At 67.8% G+C, this 21905-nt stretch carries 15 protein-coding genes, 2 pseudogenes and 1 riboswitch; of the genes and pseudogenes, 9 read left to right on the forward strand and 8 right to left on the reverse strand.

Annotation, left to right across the window (positions count from 1 at the left end):
• Nucleotides 1–40 precede the first annotated feature (40 nt).
• Together AWC27_RS15635 and AWC27_RS15640 are read right to left on the reverse strand one after the other, a co-directional pair.
• Nucleotides 41–2482: an ATP-binding cassette domain-containing protein gene (locus AWC27_RS15635; RefSeq protein ID WP_085671316.1), complete on the reverse strand. Its 2442-nt coding sequence runs from the start codon at nucleotides 2480–2482 to the stop codon at nucleotides 41–43.
• A gap of 18 nt (nucleotides 2483–2500) precedes the next feature.
• Nucleotides 2501–5113, reverse strand: coding sequence for an FHA domain-containing protein (locus AWC27_RS15640; RefSeq protein ID WP_085671317.1), 2613 nt, complete (start codon nucleotides 5111–5113; stop codon nucleotides 2501–2503).
• 605 nt (nucleotides 5114–5718) lie between these two features.
• Here AWC27_RS15640 and AWC27_RS15645 point away from each other — a divergent pair.
• Both AWC27_RS15645 and AWC27_RS15650 read left to right on the forward strand, forming a co-directional pair.
• On the forward strand, nucleotides 5719–6957 hold the full coding sequence (locus AWC27_RS15645; RefSeq protein ID WP_085671318.1) for a YcaO-like family protein: 1239 nt from the start codon (nucleotides 5719–5721) through the stop codon (nucleotides 6955–6957).
• The gene (locus AWC27_RS15650; protein WP_085671319.1) at nucleotides 6954–8411 is read left to right on the forward strand and encodes a TfuA-like protein; all 1458 of its coding nucleotides are present in this window, start codon (nucleotides 6954–6956) and stop codon (nucleotides 8409–8411) included. The genes AWC27_RS15645 and AWC27_RS15650 overlap by 4 nt, the downstream gene beginning before the upstream one ends.
• On the opposite strand, the gene AWC27_RS15655 is transcribed toward AWC27_RS15650, so the two are convergent.
• Entirely contained in the window at nucleotides 8374–9579 is a 1206-nt protein-coding gene (locus AWC27_RS15655; protein ID WP_085671320.1) for an NADH:flavin oxidoreductase, read from the reverse strand. The genes AWC27_RS15650 and AWC27_RS15655 overlap by 38 nt on opposite strands.
• Before the next feature lie 39 nt (nucleotides 9580–9618).
• Here AWC27_RS15655 and AWC27_RS15660 point away from each other — a divergent pair, with 39 nt between their 5' ends.
• Complete coding sequence (locus tag AWC27_RS15660) at nucleotides 9619–10473, forward strand: bifunctional methylenetetrahydrofolate dehydrogenase/methenyltetrahydrofolate cyclohydrolase (RefSeq protein ID WP_085671321.1); 855 nt, start codon at nucleotides 9619–9621, stop codon at nucleotides 10471–10473.
• On the forward strand, nucleotides 10470–10763 hold the full coding sequence (locus AWC27_RS15665) for a DUF3017 domain-containing protein (protein ID WP_085671322.1): 294 nt from the start codon (nucleotides 10470–10472) through the stop codon (nucleotides 10761–10763). Before AWC27_RS15660 ends, AWC27_RS15665 begins: the two co-directional genes overlap by 4 nt.
• On the opposite strand, the gene AWC27_RS15670 is transcribed toward AWC27_RS15665, so the two are convergent.
• On the reverse strand, nucleotides 10760–11173 hold the full coding sequence (locus tag AWC27_RS15670) for a DUF732 domain-containing protein (RefSeq protein ID WP_085671323.1): 414 nt from the start codon (nucleotides 11171–11173) through the stop codon (nucleotides 10760–10762). The genes AWC27_RS15665 and AWC27_RS15670 overlap by 4 nt on opposite strands.
• Nucleotides 11174–11287: 114 nt before the next feature.
• Here AWC27_RS15670 and AWC27_RS32790 point away from each other — a divergent pair.
• From AWC27_RS32790 to AWC27_RS33215, 3 genes and pseudogenes are all read left to right on the forward strand, one after another.
• Nucleotides 11288–11887: pseudogene (locus tag AWC27_RS32790) on the forward strand (FAD-binding oxidoreductase); the annotation flags it as partial.
• A gap of 462 nt (nucleotides 11888–12349) precedes the next feature.
• A complete protein-coding gene (locus tag AWC27_RS32150; RefSeq protein WP_245847166.1) occupies nucleotides 12350–12733 on the forward strand; it encodes a BBE domain-containing protein in 384 nt (127 codons plus the stop codon).
• An 80-nt stretch (nucleotides 12734–12813) separates the two neighbouring features.
• Nucleotides 12814–15204 (forward strand): annotated as a pseudogene (locus tag AWC27_RS33215) (PE family protein); the annotation flags it as partial.
• Nucleotides 15205–15236: 32 nt separating this feature from the next.
• Here the strand turns inward: AWC27_RS33215 and AWC27_RS15685 are convergent.
• From AWC27_RS15685 to AWC27_RS15695, 3 genes are read right to left on the reverse strand one after another with little or no spacing between them, the layout of a single operon-like run.
• Nucleotides 15237–15971, reverse strand: coding sequence for a class I SAM-dependent methyltransferase (locus tag AWC27_RS15685; RefSeq protein ID WP_085671337.1), 735 nt, complete (start codon nucleotides 15969–15971; stop codon nucleotides 15237–15239).
• Nucleotides 15968–17110: a homoserine O-acetyltransferase MetX gene (metX, locus tag AWC27_RS15690; protein ID WP_085671325.1), complete on the reverse strand. Its 1143-nt coding sequence runs from the start codon at nucleotides 17108–17110 to the stop codon at nucleotides 15968–15970. The genes AWC27_RS15685 and metX overlap by 4 nt, the downstream gene beginning before the upstream one ends.
• Before the next feature lie 13 nt (nucleotides 17111–17123).
• A complete protein-coding gene (locus AWC27_RS15695; protein ID WP_085671326.1) occupies nucleotides 17124–18488 on the reverse strand; it encodes a bifunctional o-acetylhomoserine/o-acetylserine sulfhydrylase in 1365 nt (454 codons plus the stop codon).
• Nucleotides 18489–18524: 36 nt separating this feature from the next.
• Nucleotides 18525–18645: riboswitch (SAM riboswitch) on the reverse strand.
• A gap of 65 nt (nucleotides 18646–18710) precedes the next feature.
• On the opposite strand from AWC27_RS15695, the gene AWC27_RS15700 reads away from it, so the two are divergent.
• Nucleotides 18711–19940 (forward strand): NADP-dependent isocitrate dehydrogenase, encoded by a 1230-nt coding sequence (locus AWC27_RS15700; RefSeq protein ID WP_085671327.1) that lies wholly within the window; start codon nucleotides 18711–18713, stop codon nucleotides 19938–19940.
• Here the strand turns inward: AWC27_RS15700 and AWC27_RS15705 are convergent.
• Nucleotides 19933–20730, reverse strand: a complete 798-nt coding sequence (locus tag AWC27_RS15705) for an alpha/beta fold hydrolase (protein ID WP_211281639.1) — start codon at nucleotides 20728–20730, stop codon at nucleotides 19933–19935. The two genes, AWC27_RS15700 and AWC27_RS15705, sit on opposite strands and share 8 nt — an antisense overlap.
• 139 nt (nucleotides 20731–20869) lie before the next feature.
• Here AWC27_RS15705 and trpS point away from each other — a divergent pair, with 139 nt between their 5' ends.
• Complete coding sequence (trpS, locus tag AWC27_RS15710; RefSeq protein WP_085671328.1) at nucleotides 20870–21898, forward strand: tryptophan--tRNA ligase; 1029 nt, start codon at nucleotides 20870–20872, stop codon at nucleotides 21896–21898.
• The last annotated feature ends 7 nt before the right edge of the window (nucleotides 21899–21905 follow it).

Below are 21905 nucleotides of genomic sequence, written 5' to 3' on the forward strand. Positions count from 1 at the left end.
ACTATGATCAGGCCCACCTGGCCGCCGCCGGTCTGCTTGATCAGCGCTTGAGCCGGATCCGCCACCACACGATGACCGTGTACAGCACCGAAAGCGCGGCCAGCATCGCCATGTCGAATCCCCACGCGGCACGAGAATGCGTCCAGTGGCTGTCTTCGGGGCTGATGGAACCCGGGACCAGCTGGCGCAGGTTGACCGTGGCCGCCGACGCCGAATAACCCCACCGCGAGGGCACCGCCCAGGACAGCTGATCGAGGAAGATCCGGTTGGTCACCGGGACCATGCCGCCGGCGAGCACCAGCTGCAGCATCAGCGATACCACCAGCAGCGGCATGATCTGCTCGTTCGAGCGGGCCGCTGACGACAACAGCAGTCCAAGGATCGCGCAGGCCACACACGTCGCCGCGACGCTGACGAACAGTTCGAAACTGGGATTACCCAGCAATACGGCCTTTTGCTTGGGGGCGCCCTTGCCCACCAGCACGATGGTGGTCGCGATGGCTGCCTGGATGATCGCGAAGAAACAGAACACGGTGATCTTCGCCCCGAGGTAAGCCCAGGTCGATAGGCCGACCGCCTGCTCGCGACGGAAGATGGCGCGTTCGCCGATGAGATCGCGGATCGTCAGCGCGGTGCCCATGAACACCGCGGCAATGGACAGCAGCGTGAGTATCTGGGCGGCTTCGTCGGGCGTGTTGCTGCCGGCTTCGCCCATGCCGAACCCCCGGTTGCCCGGAACCGTCAGCGACAGCACACCCAGGATGAACGGCAGGATCGCCAGGAACACGAAGTAGGCGCGGTCGGCCACCACCAGACGGACCTGCCGGCGGGCGATCGTGCTGAACTGCCGGCGCACGCTGGTGTGCGCCGGTGTGCCCAAATCGCCCGGCGTTTGGGTTTGGGACTGTGGTGGCGGCTGGTTCTGGGCCAGAAAGCGGCGATTGGCCTCGTCGGGGTCGGCGCCCACCTTCGCGAAAATCTGGGCCCAGTTGGTGGTGCCCATGGCCTCGCCGATCTGATCGGGTGGGCCCAGGAAGGCGGTCTTGCCGCCGGGTGCCATCAGTAGCACCTGATCGCAGACGTCGAGGTAGGTCAACGAGTGCGTCACCACCAGCACCACCCGCCCGGCATCGGCGAGTTGGCGCAGCATATTCATCACCTGCAGGTCCAAGGCCGGATCCAGGCCCGAGGTCGGCTCGTCGAGGATCAACAACGACGGTCCGGTGAGCAGTTCCAGGGCCACCGATGCCCGTTTGCGCTGGCCGCCGGACAGCTTGTCGACGCGGGTGTCGGCGTGCTGGGTCAGCCCGAGTTCGTCGAGGACCTGGGCGATGACCCGGGCCCGGTCCTCCTTGCTCGTGTCGGGCGGCAGCCGCAATTCGGCTGCGTAGCCCAGTGCCTGGTTGATGGTCAGCTGGCGGTGCACGACGTCGTCTTGGGGGACCATGCCGATCCGGCTGCGCAGCGATGCGTATTCGGTATGGATGTTGTGGCCTTCGAAGGTCACCGTGCCCGAACTTGGCGTGGTGTATCCGGCGATCAGGCGCGCCAGTGTGGTTTTCCCGGCACCGGAGCCGCCGATGACCGCGGTCAGGGTGCCGGGACGAGCGGTCATCGAGACCTTGTCGAGCAGGTTCTTCCCGTCGACGCTGTAGGTGACCGCGTTGACCTCCAGGCCGCCAGCGCGGGTGGCCGCTTCGGTGCGGCGGACCAGATTGCCGGCCGTGAACACCAGGTCGACGTTGCCGATGGTGACCACGTCGCCCTCTTTGAGGATGGCCGAGCCGACCCGGATCCCGTTGACGAAAGTCCCGTTGATGCTGTGGGCGTCGCGGATCTCGGTGCCGATCGACGTCGGGATCAGGTACGCGTGCCGGCGCGACGCCAGCACGTCGGCGATCACGATGGCGTTGTCGTCCGCGCGGCCGATCCAGGCCGCTTCCCCGGTGGCCGGCGCAAGTCCCGTCTCGGCGCCCAGGACGTTGATTTTCCCGGTGGGCAGCTGCGACACGGTGATGTCCGGGGACTTGACCGTCGGCGCGATGATCGGAATTTGCTCGGTGCGCTGCGCGAGGTCGGTGGGATGCGGCGGCTCAGCCTGTCCCGGGGGCCCGCTGGGCGGCGGCTTGAGCGGTATGCGCTCCGTCGGCGGCAGCAGCCCGACGATGCCCCGGTGATGTCCGACCTCGAAGGTGATGCGCGGCCCGTCGGCCCGTCCGAGGTTGATGGTCAGGCCATCGTGGATGTCGACCTGCGGTACCCGGCGGCCGTTGACGAAAATCCCGTTCGCCGAGTTGTTGTCGATCGCGATCCAGCCGTCCCGCTCGAACCGCAGCAGCAGGTGCGCACGCGCGATCAGCGGATGCGCCACGCGCAGGTCGGCGCGCAGGTCGCTACCGATAACCACGTCGGGTCCAGCCGCGAAACTGCGCTGTAGATGGTCAGATCGAACAGTCAGCACCGGCCGCTGGGCTCGAGTCATCAGTTCACCCTAGGCGTGTCAGCGTCGCTTGAGTCGGATCTTCCACCACACGATCGCGCCGTACACGACGCTCAGTACCCCCAGCATCGCCATGTCGAACAGCCAGGCGCTGGCCTTGTGATCCCAGTGCTGGTCTTTCGGGTCGGTTGGGCCCGGCACCAGGCGGTGGGTGTCGATCGTGGATGCCGACGCCGCGAAGCCCCACCGCGCGGGCGTGGTCCACGACAACTGGTCGAGCAGGAACCGGTCGGTCACCCAGATCATGCCGCCGGAGAACACCAGTTGCGACATGATCGACACCACCAGCATCGGCATGATCTGGTCTTGAGATTGGGCGAGCGACGACAGTGCCATGCCGAGCATCGCCGACGCCACACAGGTCGCTGCCACGGTGACGAACAGCTCGAACCTGACGTCGCCCAGCAGCACGGCGTCGGAAAGCGGCTTGCCCCAGCCGACCACCGAGATGATGGTGGCGATCGCTGCCTGAACCACCGCGAAGGCACAGAACACCACGATCTTGGCGCCCATATAGGCCGCGGTCGACAGGCCGACGGCTTGTTCGCGCTTGAAGATGGGACGTTCGCCGATCAGGTCGCGGATGGTCAGCGCGGTACCCATGAACACCGCGCCGACGTTGAGCATGACCAGAATCTGGTCGGGCTGGGCGGGATTGTTGCCCATCGGATCTGACATGCCGTACCCGGTTTTGCCGCGAACGGTCAGCGTCAGGATGCCGATGAGGAAGGGCAAGAGAGCCAGGAACACCGTGTAACCGCGGTCGGAGACCACCAGCCGAATCTGGCGGCGGGCCACCGTGGAGAACTGCCGGACGACGTCGGTGTGCACCGGTTCGCCGAGGTCAGCGGGGCTGGATTCGGCCGCGGCGACCGGTGGGGGCTGGTTTTCGGCGAGGAAGCGGCGGTTGGCTTCATCGGGGTCGGCACCGACCTTGGTGAAAATGTCGGCCCAGTTGGTAGTGCCCATGGCCGCACCGATCTGGCTGGGCGGGCCGAGGAAGGCGGTTTTGCCGCCGGGGGCCACCAGCAGCAGCTGATCGCACACGTCGAGGTAGGACACCGAGTGGGTGACGACGAGCACCACGCGGCCGGCATCGGCCAGCTGCCGCAGCATCATCATCACCTGGCGGTCCAGCGCGGGGTCCAGGCCGGTGGTCGGCTCGTCGAGGATCAGCAGCGATGGTCCGGTGAGCAGTTCCAGTGCCACCGATGCGCGTTTGCGCTGGCCGCCGGACAGCTTGTCGACGCGGGTGTCGGCATGCTTGGTCAGCTCGAGTTCCTCCAGCACTTGGGCGACCACCTGGGCCCGGTCGGCTTTGCTGGTGTCGGGCGGCAGGCGCAGCTCGGCGGCATACCCCAGCGCCTGGTTCACGGTCAGCTGGCGGTGCACCACGTCGTCCTGGGGGACCATGCCGATTCTGCTGCGCATCGACGCGTACTCGGCGTGGATGTTGTGGCCCTCGAAGGTCACGGTGCCGGAGGTGGGGCTGGTGTAACCGGCAATCAGCCGCGACAGCGTGGTCTTACCCGCGCCCGAGCCGCCGATGATTGCCGTCAGAGTGCCGGGGCGGGCCGTCAGCGTGATGTGGTCGAGCAGTTGCTTTCCGCCCTCGACGGTGAACGTGACCGCATTGACCTCCAGCCCACCGGTGCGCGTGGCGGCTTCGGTGCGGCGGACCAGGGTGCCCCGGCTGAAGACCAGGTCGACGTTGCCGATGGTGACGACGTCGCCTTCGCTGAGGATCGCCGACCCCACCCGGACGCCGTTGACGAAGGTGCCGTTGACGCTTTGGGCGTCGCGGATCTCGGCGCCCAGCGGGGTCAGGTTCAAGAATGCGTGGTGGCGCGAGGCCAGGACGTCCTGGATGACGATGTCGTTGTCGGTGGAGCGTCCGATGGTGACCGAACCCGGCGGCTTCTCGTGCGAGCCGGTGCGGGTCAGCAGGGCCTGAATCATCTTCGTGGCGATGTTGCCCGAGTCGGGCGGCTTGACGGCGTTCGGCGATATGTGGGCATGCGGCCCGGGACGCGACGGCGCCGGGGGCTGTCCGGACGGCCACGGCGCCGAGCTGCTGGGATACATCGGTTGACCCGTTTTGCCCGCCGGTGGCGGGGGGCCGGCGCCGGGATGGGTGCGGGTGGGCGGCGGGCCCCAGTTATTCGGTTGCCGGCCGGATGGCGGCGGTCCGGGCGGCCCGGGCGGACCCGGCGGCCAAGGGGCCGAGGGCGCCGCGGGCCCCGCCGCGGCCGGCTGCACAATGGGCATCGATTCGGTCTGCGGTGGCCGCCCGGCCATGCCGCGGTGCCGCCCGACTTCGAAGCTCAGCAGCGGCCCGTCGGGATTTCCGATGTTGATGGACTGGCCGTCCTGGATGTCGACGACCGGCACCCGCCGACCGTTGGCGAATGTCCCGTTCAGCGAGTTGTTGTCGATGGCCAGCCAGCGGCCCTGATCGAAGCGCAGCAGCAGGTGCGCGCGCGAGATCAGCGGATGGGTGATCCGCAGGTCGGCACGCAGGTCGCGGCCGACGACAACGTCATGGCCCGCCGCGAAGGTTCGTTCCGACCCGTCATAACGAACGGTCAGCGCTGGCGGGGCTGTTGGGGGCATCGAATTAACTGTATCTAAGGCTGGGGTTTGTGTTGCCCTCCGCCGGGTTCGGCCCGGCGGAGGGCCGATCCATCGCCGATGACCTGGCTCGATAAATCTTTGTTATGGGACTTAAGCCAATAAGTGTTAGACGCCTGGCGCTGGCCGCAGGCATCCTTTGTCTCGCCACCGCATCGGAACTGACGGAAGGATCACGACGTGTCCCACGAAGCCCTGTTCGCCGAGAACGAGTCCTCGTATGCGTTGGCAGTCTGCGTAACCGCTTTCACGGTAGACACTGTGGTCGATTGAGTGCGGTGCGATATGCGGTAACCGCTCATCGGCAGGAAAGGAGGTGATTCCATGTCCCACGAACTTCTGTTCATCGAAGACGAGGCAACGTACCGGCTCCACTATGTCTGCTACTGGTTCAACGGGGACTGCATCGACTAAAGCTGCGATGTAGTCCAAGGATGGCGCTGGTGGGGGCTTGTTGTCAGGCAACGAACCCCCATCTGCACCCTCCAATTTTGTTCTCGCATCAAGGTTCTCGCGCGGTAAGTAACGACGGAGTCCACGTCGCGTCAACCCGACCTCAATCGCCCGAAACTCGAGGACGTGCTCTCATGTCTGAATGTGCCTTGGCCACCGTGGGCCCGGATTGGTCGCAGTGGCCGACGCGGGTACTGGGCCACGCCGACCCCACCACCATCGCCCACCGGGCGGGGACCTATCGCATCATCTCTCCCGAGCAGACCTGGCAGGCAGTGCAGCCGATGCTGCGGCCGGCGGGGATCACCCGCGTTGCCGACCTCACCTGGCTCGATGATCTCGGGATTCCCACCGTGCAGGCGGTGCGGCCCGCCTCCCTGACGCTGTCGGTCAGCCAGGGCAAGGCAGCAACCTACCGCGCCGCCCAAGTTTCTGCGGTCATGGAATCGTTGGAAATCTGGCACGCCGAAAACGTCACACCCGAACTGTTTTCCATGAGCGCAACCGAGATCGCGCACGCACTGACCTACGATCCCGCGCAGCTGCTGCGGCCGGCGCGCAGCTTCTACCATCCCGGCGCCAGGCTGCACTGGATGACCGCGACGACCCTGTTGACCGGCCGCCAGACCTGGGTGCCGTGGGAGGCCGTTCTGGTCAATGCCGCGGTCGAAAACCGTTGGGACCCACCGCTGTTCTCGATGGACACCACAGGGCTGGCCTCCGGCAACAGCTACTGGGAGGCAAGTCTGCATGCGCTGTACGAAGTAATGGAACGCCACGCCATGGCCGCCGGCGTACCCGGAACCACGCTATTCGAGGTGCCTCTGGACGACGTCGCCGGCTCCCGGTGCGCCGAGCTGATCGACCTGATTCACCAGGCCGGAAGCGAACTGAAGATAGCGCGGACCGACACGTGGGACGGCTTCTATTGCTTTACCGCCGAACTGTGTTCGCGCATGCTCGGCGTGCCGTTCAGCGGCTTCGGTCTGCACCACGATCCCAACGTGGCGTTGTCCCGGGCGATCACCGAAGCCGCGCAATCGAGGCTCACGGCGATCAGCGGAGCCCGCGAGGATCTGTCGCCGGCGTTGTACCACCGCTTCGCCCGAGTGCACGCCTACGGCCCGCTGCGGCCGACCATGCGCCAGTTGCCTGCCGCCGAACCCACACCATGGCACGTTTCCGGCACCGGCTCGCTCAGTGACCTGTTGGCTACGGCGGCAACGGCGGTGGCCGCCGTGTCGGGAACCGAGCCGCTGGCGGTGGTGTGCAATCTTGCCGGCAGCTGTGTCCCGGTGGTGAAGGTCCTCGCGCCGGGCCTGACGGCGGCACACGGTTCCCCGATGCGCACCCCCTTGCAAGAGTTGACATGACGCGCGCCGGCCGAATCGTGGTAACCGCCGGGCCCACCATCAGCGCCGGCGATATCCACGCCGTCGTGCCCGATGCCGAAGTGGTGCCGCCTATTTCGTTCGGCGAGGCCCTGTGCTACGGGCTGCAGCCGGGCGACACGCTGCTGATTGTTGACGGGCTATTCTTTCAGCACGCGCCGGTACGGCACAAAGAGTTATTGACCTTGCTGGACGGCGGCATTCGCGTGGTCGGCTCGTCCAGCATGGGCGCACTGCGCGCCGCGGAGCTCCATCCCTTCGGAATGCAAGGCTACGGTTGGGTATTCGAAAGCTACCGGGACGGATATTTGGACGCCGACGACGAAGTCGGCATGGTCCACGGCGAGCCGGAAGACGGCTATCCGGTGTTCGTCGACGCGCTGGTAAACATTCGCCAAACGCTCAGGCGTGCCGTCGAGACCGGATTGCTGTCGGCTCGATTGGCGGCCGAACTCGTCGCAACGGCGCGCCGCATGCCGTTCACGGCGCGCACCTGGCACCATCTGCTGACCGTCACTGGTATTCCCGAAAGGCGTTGTACGGCAAAGCAATTAGCGGCACTGCGGGTCGACGTCAAACACGCCGATGCCCTGGTCGCATTGCGCAGCGTCGCCGAAGGCCACCGTGGCGGTGTCGCGGCCCGCCCTCGTCCACCACAAACCATCTGGTCGCAGCGCTGGCAACAGCGTTGGGCGCCAACGATTCCGGTTGCTGTCACCACCGACGGCCAAACCCAGACCACCGCCGAGGTCCGCGACACCGATGTCCTCTCGTTGCTGAGCGTCTGCGCCACCGACCGCTGGGCCTACCTGCCCGCCCTCGAACAGATCGCCGCTTGGCACTGGCGGCTGACCCACCTCGGCCATGACGGCGACGTTCGCGAACAGGCGTCCCTCGCCGTTGGGCAGGTCGGCGCCGAGAGCTACCAGCGTGCGTTGGAGATCGTCGCCCACAGATATGCCGTGGCCGTTGGACTTGCCGACGAGTCGGGCTTCCCGGAGCCGGTCAGGACGCAGTGGTTGACCGCGCACGAGAACGAAACCCTTTGCGATGACCCGGTTGCCGTCTCGGCGCGGCTGCTCACCCGCACTTTGTTCATTACCCGCGCGCTGCCGGCAATCGAGCACTTTCTCGACCTGCTGCGTGCGGACCCGCGGCTGCCGCGGTGGCGGACAGCGGCGGCCCAAGCGCTGGCCAGACGCGACGAATTAGCCTGCCAAAAGCCGCATTTGAACCTGCACCGCCCCGACCCGAAGCAACTGAAGAGTCTGTTTGCCAAGCGATGGCGCACCGAGGTGGACTGCATCGAGCTGGCTCAACGCGGCCTGATGAGCGAGGAGGCCTTCTACACCGCCGCCACTGTGTTCGCCGTCGCGGCAGCCGACGACCGGCTGCCCGCTATCGAAGTGGGCGCCCTGGGTCCGGCGCGCCGGTGACCACGCATCGGGTGCGGCTGTAGATGGTGGGCATGCACAGGTTGCAGTGTGTGCAGGCCGATTTCACGGTGTGCCCGGCCTCGTCGGCCTTGATCCGATTGATCAGGTCGGGCTCGGCGAGCAGTGCCCGCGCCATCGCGACGAACTGGAATCCCTCGGCCATCGCCAGGTCCATCGTGTCCCGGTTGGTGATGCCGCCCAGCAAAATCAGCGGCATCTTGAGCTCGGCCCGGAACAGCTTGGCGTCACGCAATAGATAGGCCTCACGGTAGGGGTATTCGCGCAGGAACTTCTTCCCGGTCATGCGCATGCCCCAGCGCAGTGGCGGCTTGAACGCACCGGCAAACTCCTTGATCGGGGCGTCGCCGCGGAACAGATACATCGGGTTGACCAGCGAGCTGCCCGCAGTCAGTTCGATGGCGTCCAGCCCGCCGTCTTCCTCCAGCCACTTGGCGGTGATCAACGCCTCCTCGGTGCTGATACCGCCGCGGATACCGTCGGCCATGTTGAGTTTGGCGGTGACGGCGATCTGGTTTTTAACCGCGCCACGAACCGCGTGCACCAGCCCCCGGGCGACTTTGGCCCGGTTTTCCAGCGATCCGCCGAACTCGTCGTCGCGCCGGTTGATCAGCGGGCTGAGAAACGAGCTTGCCAGGTAGTTGTGGCCGAGGTGGATCTCGACGGCGTCGAACCCGGCCTCGACGGCCAGCCGGGCGGCATTGGCGTGGGCGGCCAGGACGTCGTCGATGTCGCGGCGGCTCGCTTTCCTGGCAAACCTCATCCCGATCGGATTGAAGAACCGCACCGGCGCCAAGGCCGTGGCTTTGTTGGTCTTGGCGTTGGCGACCGGACCGGCGTGGCCGATCTGCGCGCTGATCGCCGCGCCTTCAGCGTGGATCGCGTCGGTGAGCCGGCGCAACCCGGGGACCGCCTCCGGGCGCATCCACAGCCCGTTGCCCTCGGTGCGGCCGCCGGGGGAGACGGCGCAATAGGCGACGGTGGTCATGCCGACCCCGCCGGCGGCCGGCAACCGGTGGTACTCGATCAGGTCGTCGGTCACCAGCGCGTTCGGCGTGCGCGCCTCGAACGTCGCCGACTTGATGATCCGGTTGCGCAGGGTGACCGGGCCGAGTTTGGCCGGGCTGAACACGTCCGGAGTGGTGGACATAACGGGAGCGTACGCTCGCGGCGTGCCAGACTGTCTGCCGTGGGCGCAATAACGCTGGACGGCAAGGCCACCCGCGACGAGATCTTCGTCGACCTGAAAGAGCGGGTCGCCGCATTGACCGCGGTGGGCCGCACGCCCGGACTGGGCACCATCCTGGTCGGCGACGACCCCGGGTCGCACGCCTACGTCCGCGGCAAGCACGCCGACTGCGCGAAGGTCGGCATCACCTCGATCCGCCGCGACCTGCCCGCCGATATCAGCGCCGAAACGCTCAACGACACCATCGACGAGCTCAACGCCAACCCCGAGTGCACCGGCTATATCGTGCAGCTGCCGCTGCCCAAGCATCTGGACGAAAACGCGGCGCTCGAGCGCGTCGACCCGGACAAGGACGCCGACGGTCTGCACCCGACCAACTTGGGCCGGCTGGTGCTGAGCATGCCCGCACCGCTGCCGTGCACCGCACGCGGCATCGTGCACCTGCTGCGCCGCTACGACGTACCGATCGCCGGGGCGCATGTGGTGGTGATCGGCCGCGGGGTGACGGTGGGCCGCCCGCTGGGGCTGTTGCTCACCCGCCGCTCCGAGAACGCCACGGTTACGTTGTGCCACACCGGAACTCGCAACCTCGCGGCGCTGACCAGGCAGGCCGACATCATCGTGGCCGCCGTCGGGGTGCCACACATGCTGACGCCCGGCATGGTGCGCCCGGGGGCCGCCGTCGTCGACGTCGGCGTGAGCCGGGTGGACGGCAAGCTCACCGGAGACGTGCATCCCGGCGTATGGGAGGTGGCCGGTCATGTGTCACCCAATCCCGGTGGCGTCGGCCCGCTGACCCGGGCGTTTTTGCTGACCAACGTGGTTGAGCTGGCCGAACGGCCCCAACACCGATGACGGTACGCGCCATCCTCGGGCGCGCGGTGCGCGCCCAATGGCCGGTGTTGGTCGTCGGGCTGATCTTCGTGGTGGGCTTCGCGCTGGCCGGGGCCAACTTCTGGCGTCGCGGCGCGCTGCTCATCGGTATCGGTGTCGGGGTGGCCGCGGTCCTGCGGTTGGCGCTGCCCGACGAGCGGGCTGGGCTGCTGGTGGTGCGCAGCCGGGGAACTGACTTTCTGACAACGGCGGCAGTGGGGGCCGCGATGGTCTACATCGCCTCAACGATCGACCCGCTGGGGACGGGCTAGGACCCCGGCAGGCCTGGTATCTGTGACAGGCCAGGTATCTGTTGTAAGGCGCCGGGCAGCTTTCCCGCGGCGACGTCGGCCATCACCGAAGGGCAGTACATCGAAATCGCGATGCTGGTGAAGGTCTCGGCCATCTCCTGGGACATGCCCTGGGTGCGCGCGACGACACTGGCCGCCGCCGAATTGAACGACCCGCCGGACTCGGCCAGCATCGGGCACACGGATTGGCCTAACGCTTCGGCGTTGATCGGGTCGCCGTAGTTGACGCCGGCGTTGGTCAACGCGGAGATGAATGCGTCGTCGACTGGGTTCGCCTCGGCTGGTGCCGCTAATGCCGCCGCGGCGGTGAGAACGCCTGCGCACGTCGCCAGCAGACGGACAGACAGGGGCTGATGGCGCCATAGATTCATCTGGAGAACCCTGCTACACGCCCGTCACATTGAGAACACGATGATGTAAAGGTTTGCGTTCGACGGCGTTTTGCAGCCTCGAACCGGCGCGATCACGGCACGCTGCGGCCCATGATCTCTCGCCAGAAGTTCTTGCGCGGCGCACTCGGAGCGTTGGCGACTTCGGCGGTGTTTCCAGCGGCGTGGGCGCGCGCGGATCCGGGCCCCGGGTGGGCGAGCCTGGCTTCCTCAATCGGCGGACAGGTGCTGCTTCCGGCCAACGGCGGCTCGTTCACCAGCGGAAAGCAGATCTTCAACGCCAACTACAACGGCCTGAGCCCGGCGGCGGTGGTGACGGTCACCTCGCCGGCAGACGTCCAGAAGGCGGTCACGTTCGCCGCCGCCAACAAGCTGAAGCTCGCCCCGCGCGGCGGCGGACATTCCTACATCGGCGCGTCGACGGCCAGCGGCGCCATGGTGCTCGACCTGCGTGGCCTGCCCGGCGGGGTGAACTTCGACGCCGCCACCGGTAACGTCACGGTGCCGCCGGCCACCGACCTGTATGCCGTGCACCAGGCATTGGCCGGCGCCGGCCGGGCCATCGCCACCGGCAGCTGCCCAACCGTCGGCGTCGCCGGCTTGGCGCTGGGCGGCGGGATCGGCGCCGACACCCGCCACGCCGGCTTGACCTGTGATGCGCTGCGGTCGGCGACGGTGGTGTTGCCCAGCGGCGAGTCGGTAACCGCCTCGGCCGACGACCATGCCGATCTGTTCTGGGCCCTGCGCGGTGGCGGGGGCGGCAACTTCGGGGTGACGACGTCATTGACGTTCCAGACGTTCGCCACTGCCGACTCCGACGTCGTCCGCGTCGATTTCCCGCCCGCGTCGGCCGCCCAGGTGCTCGTCGGCTGGCAGACCTGGCTGGCCGGAGCCGACCGCAACGTGTGGGGGCTGGTCGATCTGGCGGTAGGTGGTGGGGCCCGAGGGGATAGCGGAGCAAATTGCCATGTGCTGGCGACATGCCCGGCCGGGTCCGGCCCGTCGGTCGCCGAGGCGATCAAGTCGGCCGTTGCAGTAGCGCCCAGCGCAGTCGAGCACAAGACGCTCAGCCACATGAACCTGGTGATGTATCTGGCCGGCGGCAACACCACCTATCCGCCGGAGGGCTTCGTAGCCGGATCCGATGTGATCGGCACGATGAATTCCGCCGCCGCCCAGGCCGTCGTCGCCGCCATCGGCAAGTGGCCGCCCGCCGCCGGCCGGGCGTCGGCGCTCATCGACTCCCTCGGCGGCGCAGTCGGCGACGTCGACCCGGCCGGCTCGGCTTTCCCGTGGCGCCGGCAATCCGCTGTGGTGCAGTGGTACGTCAACACCCCCAGCAGCGCCCAGGTGTCGACCGCCAACACCTGGTTGAGTGCGGCACACCAAGCGGTGCAACAGTTTTCGGTCGGCGGCTATGTCAACTACTTGGAGCCCAACACCCCTGCCGCCCGCTATTTCGGCTCGAACTTGGCACGGCTGACCACCGTGCGGCAAACCTACGACCCCGGCAAGTTGATGTATTCCGGCCTCGATTTCTGAGGATTCAATCGTTAGCCAACGTTTGCTCAAGCCTGCCCCGGCACGGTTTGGGACAAAGTGCGAGCGTTGGGAGGTCGGCGATGTCGCAATTGACGGTTGCGCCGGAAATGTTGTCCGTGGCGGCATCGGATTTGGCGGGTATCGGGGCGAAGATCACCGCCGCCAACACCGCAGCGGCGACCCTGACCACCAACCTGCAAGCGGCTGCGGCCGACGAGGTGTCGGCCGCCCTGGCGACGTTCTTCGGCGCGCACGCTCTGCAATATCAGGATCTCGGCACCCAACTGGCGAATTTTCACGACCGGTTTGTGCGCGCGTTGTCGGCTGCCGGCGGCTCGTATGCGGCCACCGATACCCTGAACGCGGTCAACGCGCAAACCATGGCTTTGCTGGGCCGGCCGTTGATCGGCAACGGCGCAGATGCGACAACGCCCGGTGGCAACGGGGCGCCCGGCGGGCTGCTGTACGGCAACGGCGGGGCCGGCGCGGCCGGGCGCCCGGGTCAGGCCGGAGGTAACGGCGGAGCCGGCGGGTGGCTGTTCGGTAACGGCGGGGCCGGCGGGGACGGCGGCGCGGGCGTGAACAACACCAGCATCGGCGGCCACGGGGGTGCCGGTGGAATCGGCGGTGCCGGCGGGCGGGCCGGCCTCATCGGTGCCGGTGGCGCGGGGGGCAACGGCGGTACCGGCGGGGCCGGCCAAGGCGAGTTCTTCACCGGCTTCGGTGGCGCCGGCGGTGCGGCCGGTAACGGTGGCGCCGCCGGGCTCATCGGGTCTGGCGGGGCCGGCGGGGTCGGCGGGAACGGAGGTGTTGGCGGCAGTTCCGGTGCCAACGCGGGCGCCGGCGGCGACGGCGGTGCCGGCGGGATGTTCTACGGCAACGGCGGGGTCGGCGGAGCCGCAGGTGACGGCGGGGGCGGCCTGGGCGGCGGCGCCGGCGCACTCGGCGGACATGGCGGCGCCGCCGGGCTTATCGGCAACGGCGGCACCGGCGGCAACGGCGGGTCCGGCGCCGGGGGGTTCAGCGTCGGAGCCGGTGGCGCCGGCGGTGCCGGCGGTGCCGGCGGAACGCTGTACGGCAATGGCGGTGCCGGCGGAGCCGGTGGGGCCGGCGCCGACGGCGGGGCCATCGGGCCCGGCGGGCTTGGCGGTAACGGCGCGGCCGCCGGTTGGATCGGCAACGGGGGAACCGGCGGGGCGGGCGGTGCGGGCGCGGCCGGCGGTGCCGGGGGTAACGGTGGACAGCTGTACGGCAACGGCGGTGACGGCGGGTCAGGTGGAAATGGGGTAACGGGCTTCACCTTTGGAAGCTTGACGGTGCCCAGCGTCGCCGCCGGAAACGGTGGTAACGGCGGCAGTGCCAACCTGTTCGGCTCCGGGGGTGCCGGCGGCCAGGGTGGCCAGGGCGTAGCCGGAATTAACGGCGCAACCGGCGTCAACCCCGGCGTGGCCGGCCAGGTCGACCCTGCGGCTGACGGCAATCAAGGCAGCGGTGGCGGCAGCGGGCAATCGGGAAGCCCGGGCACCCCGGGCGGCAATGGCACCCAAGCCGGGATGGCGGGCGGTACCGGTGGCGCGGGCGGCGGTGGGGGCGATGGCGCCGACCACAAACAGGGTGGTGATGGCGACCCAGGGGGTAACGGCGGCGCCGGTGGATCTGGGGGCACTGGCGGCGTTGGCGCGCCTGGCGGTGACGGCGGCGCCGGCGGAAACGGCGGCAACGGCGGCAATGGTGGGGCGGGCATTTCGGCAGGCAATGGAGCCGGCGGCAATGGCGGTACCGGTGGGGCCGGGGGTCAAGGCGGTACCGGTGGCGCCGGCGCGCCCGGCGGTAATGGCGGTTCCGGCGGCTCAGGTGGCGAAGGCGGCGGCGGTGCCAACGGCAGTGGTGCCGATGGCAGCGGCGGTGTCGGTGGTGCCGGCGGGACCGGCGGCACCGGAGCCGCGGGCGGAAACGGCGGACAAGGCGGCTCTGGTGCGGCCGGCGGTGCCGGCGGCGCGGGTGGCGACGGAGTCGCGGGTGGGGCCGGCGGCAATGGTGTCGCGGGTGGTGCGGGCGGCAACGGCGGGCACGGCGGCGTGTTCGTCGGTGATGGCGGCAAAGGCGGAGCCGGCGGCATCGGCGGCGACGCGGGGATGGGCGGCTCCGGCGCTGACGGCGGTTCCGGCGGCATGGGCGGTGGGGGCGCTGTTCAGGGCGCCGGTGGCAAGGGCGGCGCCGGTGGCGCGGGCGGCAACGGCGGTCAGGGGGGTGGCGGCGGCAATGGCGGCGACGGCGGGGCCAGCGGCATGTTCAGCGGCCACCCGGGCAGCGCCGGTATCGGCGGGGCGGGCGGCAGCGGCGCGGCCGGCGGTGCCGGCGGCTTCGGCGGCTCGGGTGGTTCCGGGTCCACCGCCGGGGCAGTCGGCGATCGTGGCGGAGACGGAACACTGGGTGGCGCCGGCGCGGCGGGAACGTCCGGTGTCGCCGGCAGCCCAGCTAACGTGAGCGATCTACCCCCGGGTTACTTGGCCAGCGTCGCCCGCACGCTTACTGTGACGTACGGCAGCGCCAGTCCGGCCGAATTCGCCAGCGCCGAATGGGTGGCCAGTAGCTGGCGCACCTGGTCGAGCGTTTTCGTCCGAACTTCCGCCGGCGAGGCGATGCAGTAGGTGCGAGACGCGACCAGGTCGATAAGTGCTTGTGGCGTAAGGTAATTCGTCCACTCGACTTGACACCGTTCCACCTCGGTGAACGGCTCTGGCAGCGTCACCTTGTCGCGCACCGGATCGCCGTCTCGGCCGATGATGTCACCCAGCTCGCGCACCCAGCCGAGTCGTTCGTCGCGAACGTTCCACACCAGGCCCAACCGCCCGCCCGGCCGCAGCACCCGGGCCACTTCCGGAATCGCCCGCGCGGGATCAACCCAGTGCCAAGCCTGGGCCACCAGCACCGCGTCAACGCTGTTGTCCGCCAACGGTATTTCCTCCGCGGTGCCGAGCAGCGCAACGGTTTCCGGTAGCGAGGCGCTCAGCACCTCGAGCATCTCCGGAATCGGGTCTACTGCAACGACATCCAGGCCGCGCTCGACCAGCCGGGTGGTCAGCTTGCCGGTTCCGGCACCCAGGTCAAGAACGTCGCGCGCGGTGGCCGGGAGCAGCCAATCGATCGCCTCGGGCGGGTACGACGGGCGACCCCGCTCGTAGGCAGCGGCGGCCGAACCGAACGACCGGGAGCGGTCGTGCCGCGAGCGGGTCACCTGGAAAACCCACGACACGCGTTGTCGGCCAGCTTGAGGGTGTCGCGGATCAATTCGCCGACGGCATCGGACTCCACCAGGAAACCGTCGTGGCCGCAGATGGATTCGACGACGTTCAGGCCGGCGCAGCCGGGCAGCAGCTCGGCCAGCTCCTCCTGCAGGCGCAGTGGGTAGAGCCGGTCGGAGCTGATACCGCCGACCACCACCGGCACCGGGCAACCGCGCAGTGCCGCCGCCACCCCGCCGCGGCCGCGGCCGACGTCGTGCCGGTTCAGCGCCTCGGTCAAGGTCACGTAGCTGCCGGCGTCGAATCGCGACAACAGCTTGTCGCCCTGGTGTTCCAGGTAACTCTGCACGGCGTAGCGGCCGCCGCGCCCCGGCTCGTCGGCGCCCTGGCTGTCGTTGGCGAATCGGGTGTCCAGCTCGACCTCGCCACGGTAGGTCAGGTGCGCGAAGCGGCGTGCGATCTTCAGCCCGGCATCCGGTGACCGTCCGGTCTCGTAGTAGTCGCCGTTCTGCCAGTTGGGGTCGGCCTTGATGGCCGCGATCTGGGTGGTCTGGGTGCCGATCTGGTCTGCGGTGGCCCGGGCGCCGACTGCCAGCAGCAGCGCCGCGCGGACCCGATCCGGGTAGCCGACGGCCCATTCCAGCGCCCGGGCCCCGCCCATCGATCCGCCGACGACGGCGGCCACCTCGGTAATGCCCAGCGCGGCCAGCGCGGCCACGTCGGCCTCCACCTGATCGCGCACCGATATCAGCGGAAACCTTGAGCCCCAAGGTTTTCCGTTGCGGGCCAGCGAGCTGGGCCCGGTCGAGCCGCGGCAGCCGCCCAGCACATTGGTGGCCACCGCGCACCAGCGGTCGGTGTCGATCGGCGCCCCCGGCCCGGCCACCCCGTCCCACCAGCCGGGGGTCGGGTGTCCGGGGCCTGCCGGTCCGGTGATGTGCGAATCGCCGGTCAGTGCGTGCTGGACCATCACCACGTTGTCGCGCCTCGGCGACAGCTCGCCCCAGCGCTGGATGGCGATACAGACATCGTCAAGCACCACACCGCTTTCCAGCGTCAGCGAGCCGATGTGGACCAGCCCCAGCTCGCCTTCAGCGGGCAGCCTCTGCGTAGGCACCTCGGAGATCGTCATCTGTCAGAAGTCCTCAGAACGCCGCCACAGCCTGCGGGTCGCTGCTGTTATCAGTGGTGGCATATACCCCGGCGGCGGCGAAACCAAGCTCCAGGTCGGCCAGGATGTCGTCGATACCCTCGATGCCCACAGCTAAGCGCACCAGCCCGGGACTCACTCCGGTGGACAGCTGCTCTGCGGGGCTCAGTTGGGCGTGAGTGGTCGATGCGGGGTGAATCACCAGCGAGCGCACGTCGCCGATGTTGGCGACGTGACTGTGTAGCCGCAGCGCGTCCACGAACGCCTTGCCCGCTTCCACACCACCGGCCAGCTCGAAGGCGAGGACCGCGCCGGTTCCCTTGGGCGCCAGCTTCTTTCCCCGCTCGTACCACGGTGAACTGGGCAGTCCCGCATAGTTGACCGACAGCACGTCGTCGCGGGCTTCCAGGAATTCGGCGACCCGCCGGGCGTTGGCGACATGGCGCTCCACCCGCAGGCTCAGCGTTTCCAGGCCCTGGGCCACCAGAAATGCGTTGAACGGCGAAGCGGCTGAGCCGAGGTCGCGCAGCAACTGCACGCGCGCTTTGAGCGCATACGCCGGCGGTCCCAGCTCGGCGTACACCACGCCGTGATAGCTCGGGTCGGGCGTGGTGAATCCCGGGAAGCGGCCCTGCGTCCAGTCGAAGGTGCCGCCGTCGACGATCACTCCGGCGATCGCGGCGCCGTGCCCGCCCAGATACTTGGTGGCCGAGTGCACGACGACGTCGGCGCCCTGGCTCAGCGGCTGGATCAGGTATGGCGTGGCGATGGTGTTGTCGACGATCAGTGGCACGCCGTTGCGGTGGGCGACCTCGGCGATCGCCGGGGTGTCCAGGATGTCGATCTGCGGGTTGGAGATCGTCTCGCCGAAGAACGCCTTGGTGTTGGGCCGGACCTCGGCCTGCCAGCAATCGGGATCGTCTGGGTCTTCCACGAAGCTGACCTCGATGCCGAGCTTGGCCAGCGAATAGTGGAACAGGTTATAAGTGCCGCCGTACAGCCGCGGGCTGGATACGACGTGATCGCCGGCACCGGCGACATTGAGGATCGCGAACGTCTCAGCGGCCTGCCCGGAGGACAGGAACAGCGCGGCCACCCCGCCCTCGAGCGCGGCGATGCGCTGCTCGACCACGTCGGTGGTCGGATTGCCGATCCGGGTGTAGATGTTGCCCGGTTCGGCAAGGGAGAACAGCGCGGCGGCGTGCGCGGTGCTGTCGAAGGTGTACGAGGTGGTCTGGTAGATCGGCAGGGCCCGCGCATTTGTGCTCGGATCCGGGCTCTGACCTGCATGAATCTGTTTGGTCTCGAACGACCAATGCGCCGTCGGATCGGTTTCGGAGTTGCTTTCGGAGGTGCCCATCGAGTATCCCTGTCTGGCCAGGGGCCCGTCTTGGCGGACCCGCGCTTGCCGTGTAGCCGGGTTTGGCTACTCAACCTGGTCTTTCACCCGGGGCACCCCACCGCGGTTGGAGGGTTGCCGGCCAGCAAGCCGGGGCTAAACGCTGGCACTCATGACCGCTTCGAAGATTAGCGCATGGCGGGTACCCGATGCCAATTCGGCTGGCCGTAGGCTGGTCTGACAATGTCCAGCGAACCCAAGATCAAGGTAAAAGGCCCGGTAGTAGAGCTCGACGGGGACGAGATGACCCGGGTCATCTGGAAACTGATCAAACAGACGCTCATCCTCCCGCATCTGGACATCAATCTCGACTACTACGACCTGGGTATCGAGCACCGCGATGCCACCGACGATCAGGTGACGATCGACGCGGCGTATGCAATCAAGAAGCACGGCGTGGGCGTCAAGTGCGCGACGATAACCCCCGACGAGGCCAGGGTTCAGGAATTCAATCTCAAGAAGATGTGGCTTTCGCCCAACGGAACCATCCGAAACATTTTGGGCGGAACCATTTTTCGTGAGCCGATCGTGATCTCCAATGTGCCGCGGCTGGTTCCGGGCTGGACCAAGCCGATCGTCATCGGCCGCCACGCATTCGGCGACCAATACCGGGCGACGAACTTTAAAGTCGACCGGCCGGGCACCGTCACACTGACGTTCACCCCGTCCGACGGCAGCGAGCCGATCGTGCACGAGATGGTGTCCTTCCCCGAGGACGGCGGTGTGGCGATGGGCATGTACAACTTCAAATCGTCGATCCGCGACTTTGCGCGCGCGTCGTTTTCCTATGGCCTGCAAGCGAAATGGCCGGTGTACCTGTCGACCAAGAACACCATTCTCAAGTCCTATGACGGCATGTTCAAAGACGAATTCCAGCGGGTGTTCGACCAGGAGTTCAAGGAAAGGTTCGACGCCGAAGGGCTGACCTACGAGCACCGGCTGATCGACGATATGGTCGCGGCCTGCCTCAAGTGGGAGGGCGGCTACGTCTGGGCGTGCAAGAACTACGACGGCGACGTCCAGTCGGACACCGTGGCACAGGGCTACGGGTCGCTGGGCTTGATGACGTCGGTGCTGATGACGGCCGACGGCAAGACGGTGGAGGCCGAGGCCGCCCACGGCACCGTCACCCGCCATTACCGGCAATATCAGGCCGGTCAGCCCACCTCCACCAACCCGATCGCCTCGATCTTCGCCTGGACCCGTGGCTTGCAGCATCGCGGCAAGCTGGACGGCACGCCCCAGGTCCGGCAGTTCGCTCAAACGCTGGAAGAAGTCGTGGTGGGCACCGTGGAGAGCGGCAAGATGACCAAGGACCTGGCCATCCTGATCGGCCCCGATCAGGCCTGGCTCAATAGCGAGGACTTTCTCGAGGCCATCGCCGAGAACCTGGAAAAAGAGCTGGCTAACTAGCGGGCGGCTCGATCGCCCGCACGTGCGGGCAGCACTCCTGGATGAAGCCGTCGATGACCCTGGTGATGCGCTCGGGCGCCTCGTACATCGGCACGTGGCCCACGCCGTCCAGTTTGGTGACTTTGTGGTCGTCGGGCAGGTGGGTGGTGAAGTGACGGGTGTACCTCGGCGCCGGCACAACCCGGTCCTTCTCGCAGATCACCAGGTGCGCCGGAACGGCGTTCTCGGCGAGTTCCCGCAGGCCGTGCAGCTGCACCGCCTTCACCAGCAGCTGCAGGTAGGCCGGGCAGTGTGCGACGTCGTCGATGATGGTGCTGAGCTGGCGTTCGCTGACCCCGTCTGGCGACGCGCTGATCGCATAGGTGGCCAGCGGCCGGCTGAACGGCAGCCGCAACACGCGCTGGCCGAATAGCCACGCCAGCGCCATCAGCGGAATTCCCAGCACGAATTTGGTGATGACCTCGAACTTGGCCGGGCTCCAGCGGGTCCAACCGCCGGCCGGGGCGATGCCGGTGACGCTGCGCGCCCGCCCGCGCCGTTCGAGTTCGAACGCGACCCAACCGCCCAGGGAATTGCCGACGATGTGGGCGGTTTCCCAGCCCAGCTCGTCCATCTGGCGCTCGACATGGTCGGCCAGCACCGCAGACGACAGGAACCAGGTACCGGCCGACGGGCCGCCGTTGTGCCCGGCCATGGTGGGGGCGAAAACCTCATACCGCCCGGTGTCGGCCAGTTGCTGGGCCACCGTCTCCCACACCGCCTGGGAAAGCAGGAATGGGTGCAGCAACAGAATGGGTTCCGCGGAGCCGTCGTTGGCGCCCAAGTGGATCGGTGTGCGAGTACTCACCTACCCGACACTAAATGCGGTACCGGCGGTATCGCAAGCGGCCCCAAACATGGCGGTGCACCCGTGAAAAGATCGAGGCATCATGAGCACCCCTACCGGATCCGGCCGGATCTTCTCCGGCGTGCAGCCAACTTCTGACTCGCTTCACCTGGGTAACGCGCTGGGCGCGGTCGCCCAGTGGGTCGGCCTGCAAGACGATCACCCGGAATATCAAGCGTTCTTCTGCGTGGTCGACCTGCACGCGATCACCATCCCGCAGGATCCGGCGGCGTTGCGGCACAGAACTCTGGTCACCGCCGCGCAATACCTGGCGCTGGGCATCGACCCCAATCGCGCCACCATCTTCGTGCAAAGCCAGGTGCCGGCGCACAGCCAGCTGGCCTGGGTGCTGGGCTGCTTCACCGGCTTCGGTCAGGCGTCGCGGATGACCCAGTTCAAAGACAAGTCCGCGCGTCAGGGCACCGATTCGACCACCGTCGGCCTATTCACCTACCCGGTGTTGCAGGCCGCCGACGTGCTGGCATATGACACCGATCTGGTGCCGGTGGGGGAGGACCAGCGCCAGCATTTGGAGCTGGCGCGCGACATCGCGCAGCGGTTCAACAGCCGCTTCCCGGACACCTTCGTGGTTCCCGACGTGCTCATCCCCAAGATCACGGCCAAGATCTACGACCTGCAGGACCCGACGTCGAAGATGAGCAAGTCGGCGAGCACCGACGCCGGATTGATCAGCCTGCTCGACGATCCGGCCAAGTCCGCCAAGAAGATTCGCTCGGCGGTGACCGACAGCGAACGCGAGATCCGATATGACCCCGACGCCAAACCCGGCGTGTCGAATTTGCTCAGCATCCAGTCGGCGGTCACCGGGATCGGTATCGACACCCTCGTCGAGGGCTACGCGGGCCGCGGCTACGGTGACCTGAAGAAAGAGACCGCCGAAGCGGTCGTCGAGTACGTCAGCCCGATCAAGGCGCGAGTGGACGAATTGATCGCCGATGTGGCCGAGCTGGAGGCGGTCTTGGCGGCCGGTGCGCAGCGCGCCAACGATGTCGCCAGCAAAACCGTACAGCGGGTCTACGATCGGTTAGGGTTCCTTCCGCAACGGGAATAGGGCGTTC

Source organism: Mycobacterium szulgai, from assembly GCF_002116635.1.
Lineage (GTDB): Bacteria > Actinomycetota > Actinomycetes > Mycobacteriales > Mycobacteriaceae > Mycobacterium > Mycobacterium szulgai.

Excerpts from the sequence above, each read along its gene's own strand:
- AWC27_RS15670 (WP_085671323.1), bottom strand. The coding sequence starts at position 11,173 with ATGAATCTATGGCGCCATCAGCCCCTGTCTGTCCGTCTGCTGGCGACG.
- AWC27_RS15665 (WP_085671322.1), top strand. The coding sequence starts at position 10,470 with ATGACGGTACGCGCCATCCTCGGGCGCGCGGTGCGCGCCCAATGGCCG.
- trpS (WP_085671328.1), top strand. The coding sequence starts at position 20,870 with ATGAGCACCCCTACCGGATCCGGCCGGATCTTCTCCGGCGTGCAGCCA.
- AWC27_RS15635 (WP_085671316.1), bottom strand. The coding sequence starts at position 2,482 with ATGACTCGAGCCCAGCGGCCGGTGCTGACTGTTCGATCTGACCATCTA.
- AWC27_RS15700 (WP_085671327.1), top strand. The coding sequence starts at position 18,711 with ATGTCCAGCGAACCCAAGATCAAGGTAAAAGGCCCGGTAGTAGAGCTC.
- AWC27_RS15650 (WP_085671319.1), top strand. The coding sequence starts at position 6,954 with ATGACGCGCGCCGGCCGAATCGTGGTAACCGCCGGGCCCACCATCAGC.
- AWC27_RS15645 (WP_085671318.1), top strand. The coding sequence starts at position 5,719 with ATGTCTGAATGTGCCTTGGCCACCGTGGGCCCGGATTGGTCGCAGTGG.
- AWC27_RS32150 (WP_245847166.1), top strand. The coding sequence starts at position 12,350 with ATGAATTCCGCCGCCGCCCAGGCCGTCGTCGCCGCCATCGGCAAGTGG.
- metX (WP_085671325.1), bottom strand. The coding sequence starts at position 17,110 with ATGACGATCTCCGAGGTGCCTACGCAGAGGCTGCCCGCTGAAGGCGAG.
- AWC27_RS15640 (WP_085671317.1), bottom strand. The coding sequence starts at position 5,113 with ATGCCCCCAACAGCCCCGCCAGCGCTGACCGTTCGTTATGACGGGTCG.
- AWC27_RS15655 (WP_085671320.1), bottom strand. The coding sequence starts at position 9,579 with ATGTCCACCACTCCGGACGTGTTCAGCCCGGCCAAACTCGGCCCGGTC.
- AWC27_RS15695 (WP_085671326.1), bottom strand. The coding sequence starts at position 18,488 with ATGGGCACCTCCGAAAGCAACTCCGAAACCGATCCGACGGCGCATTGG.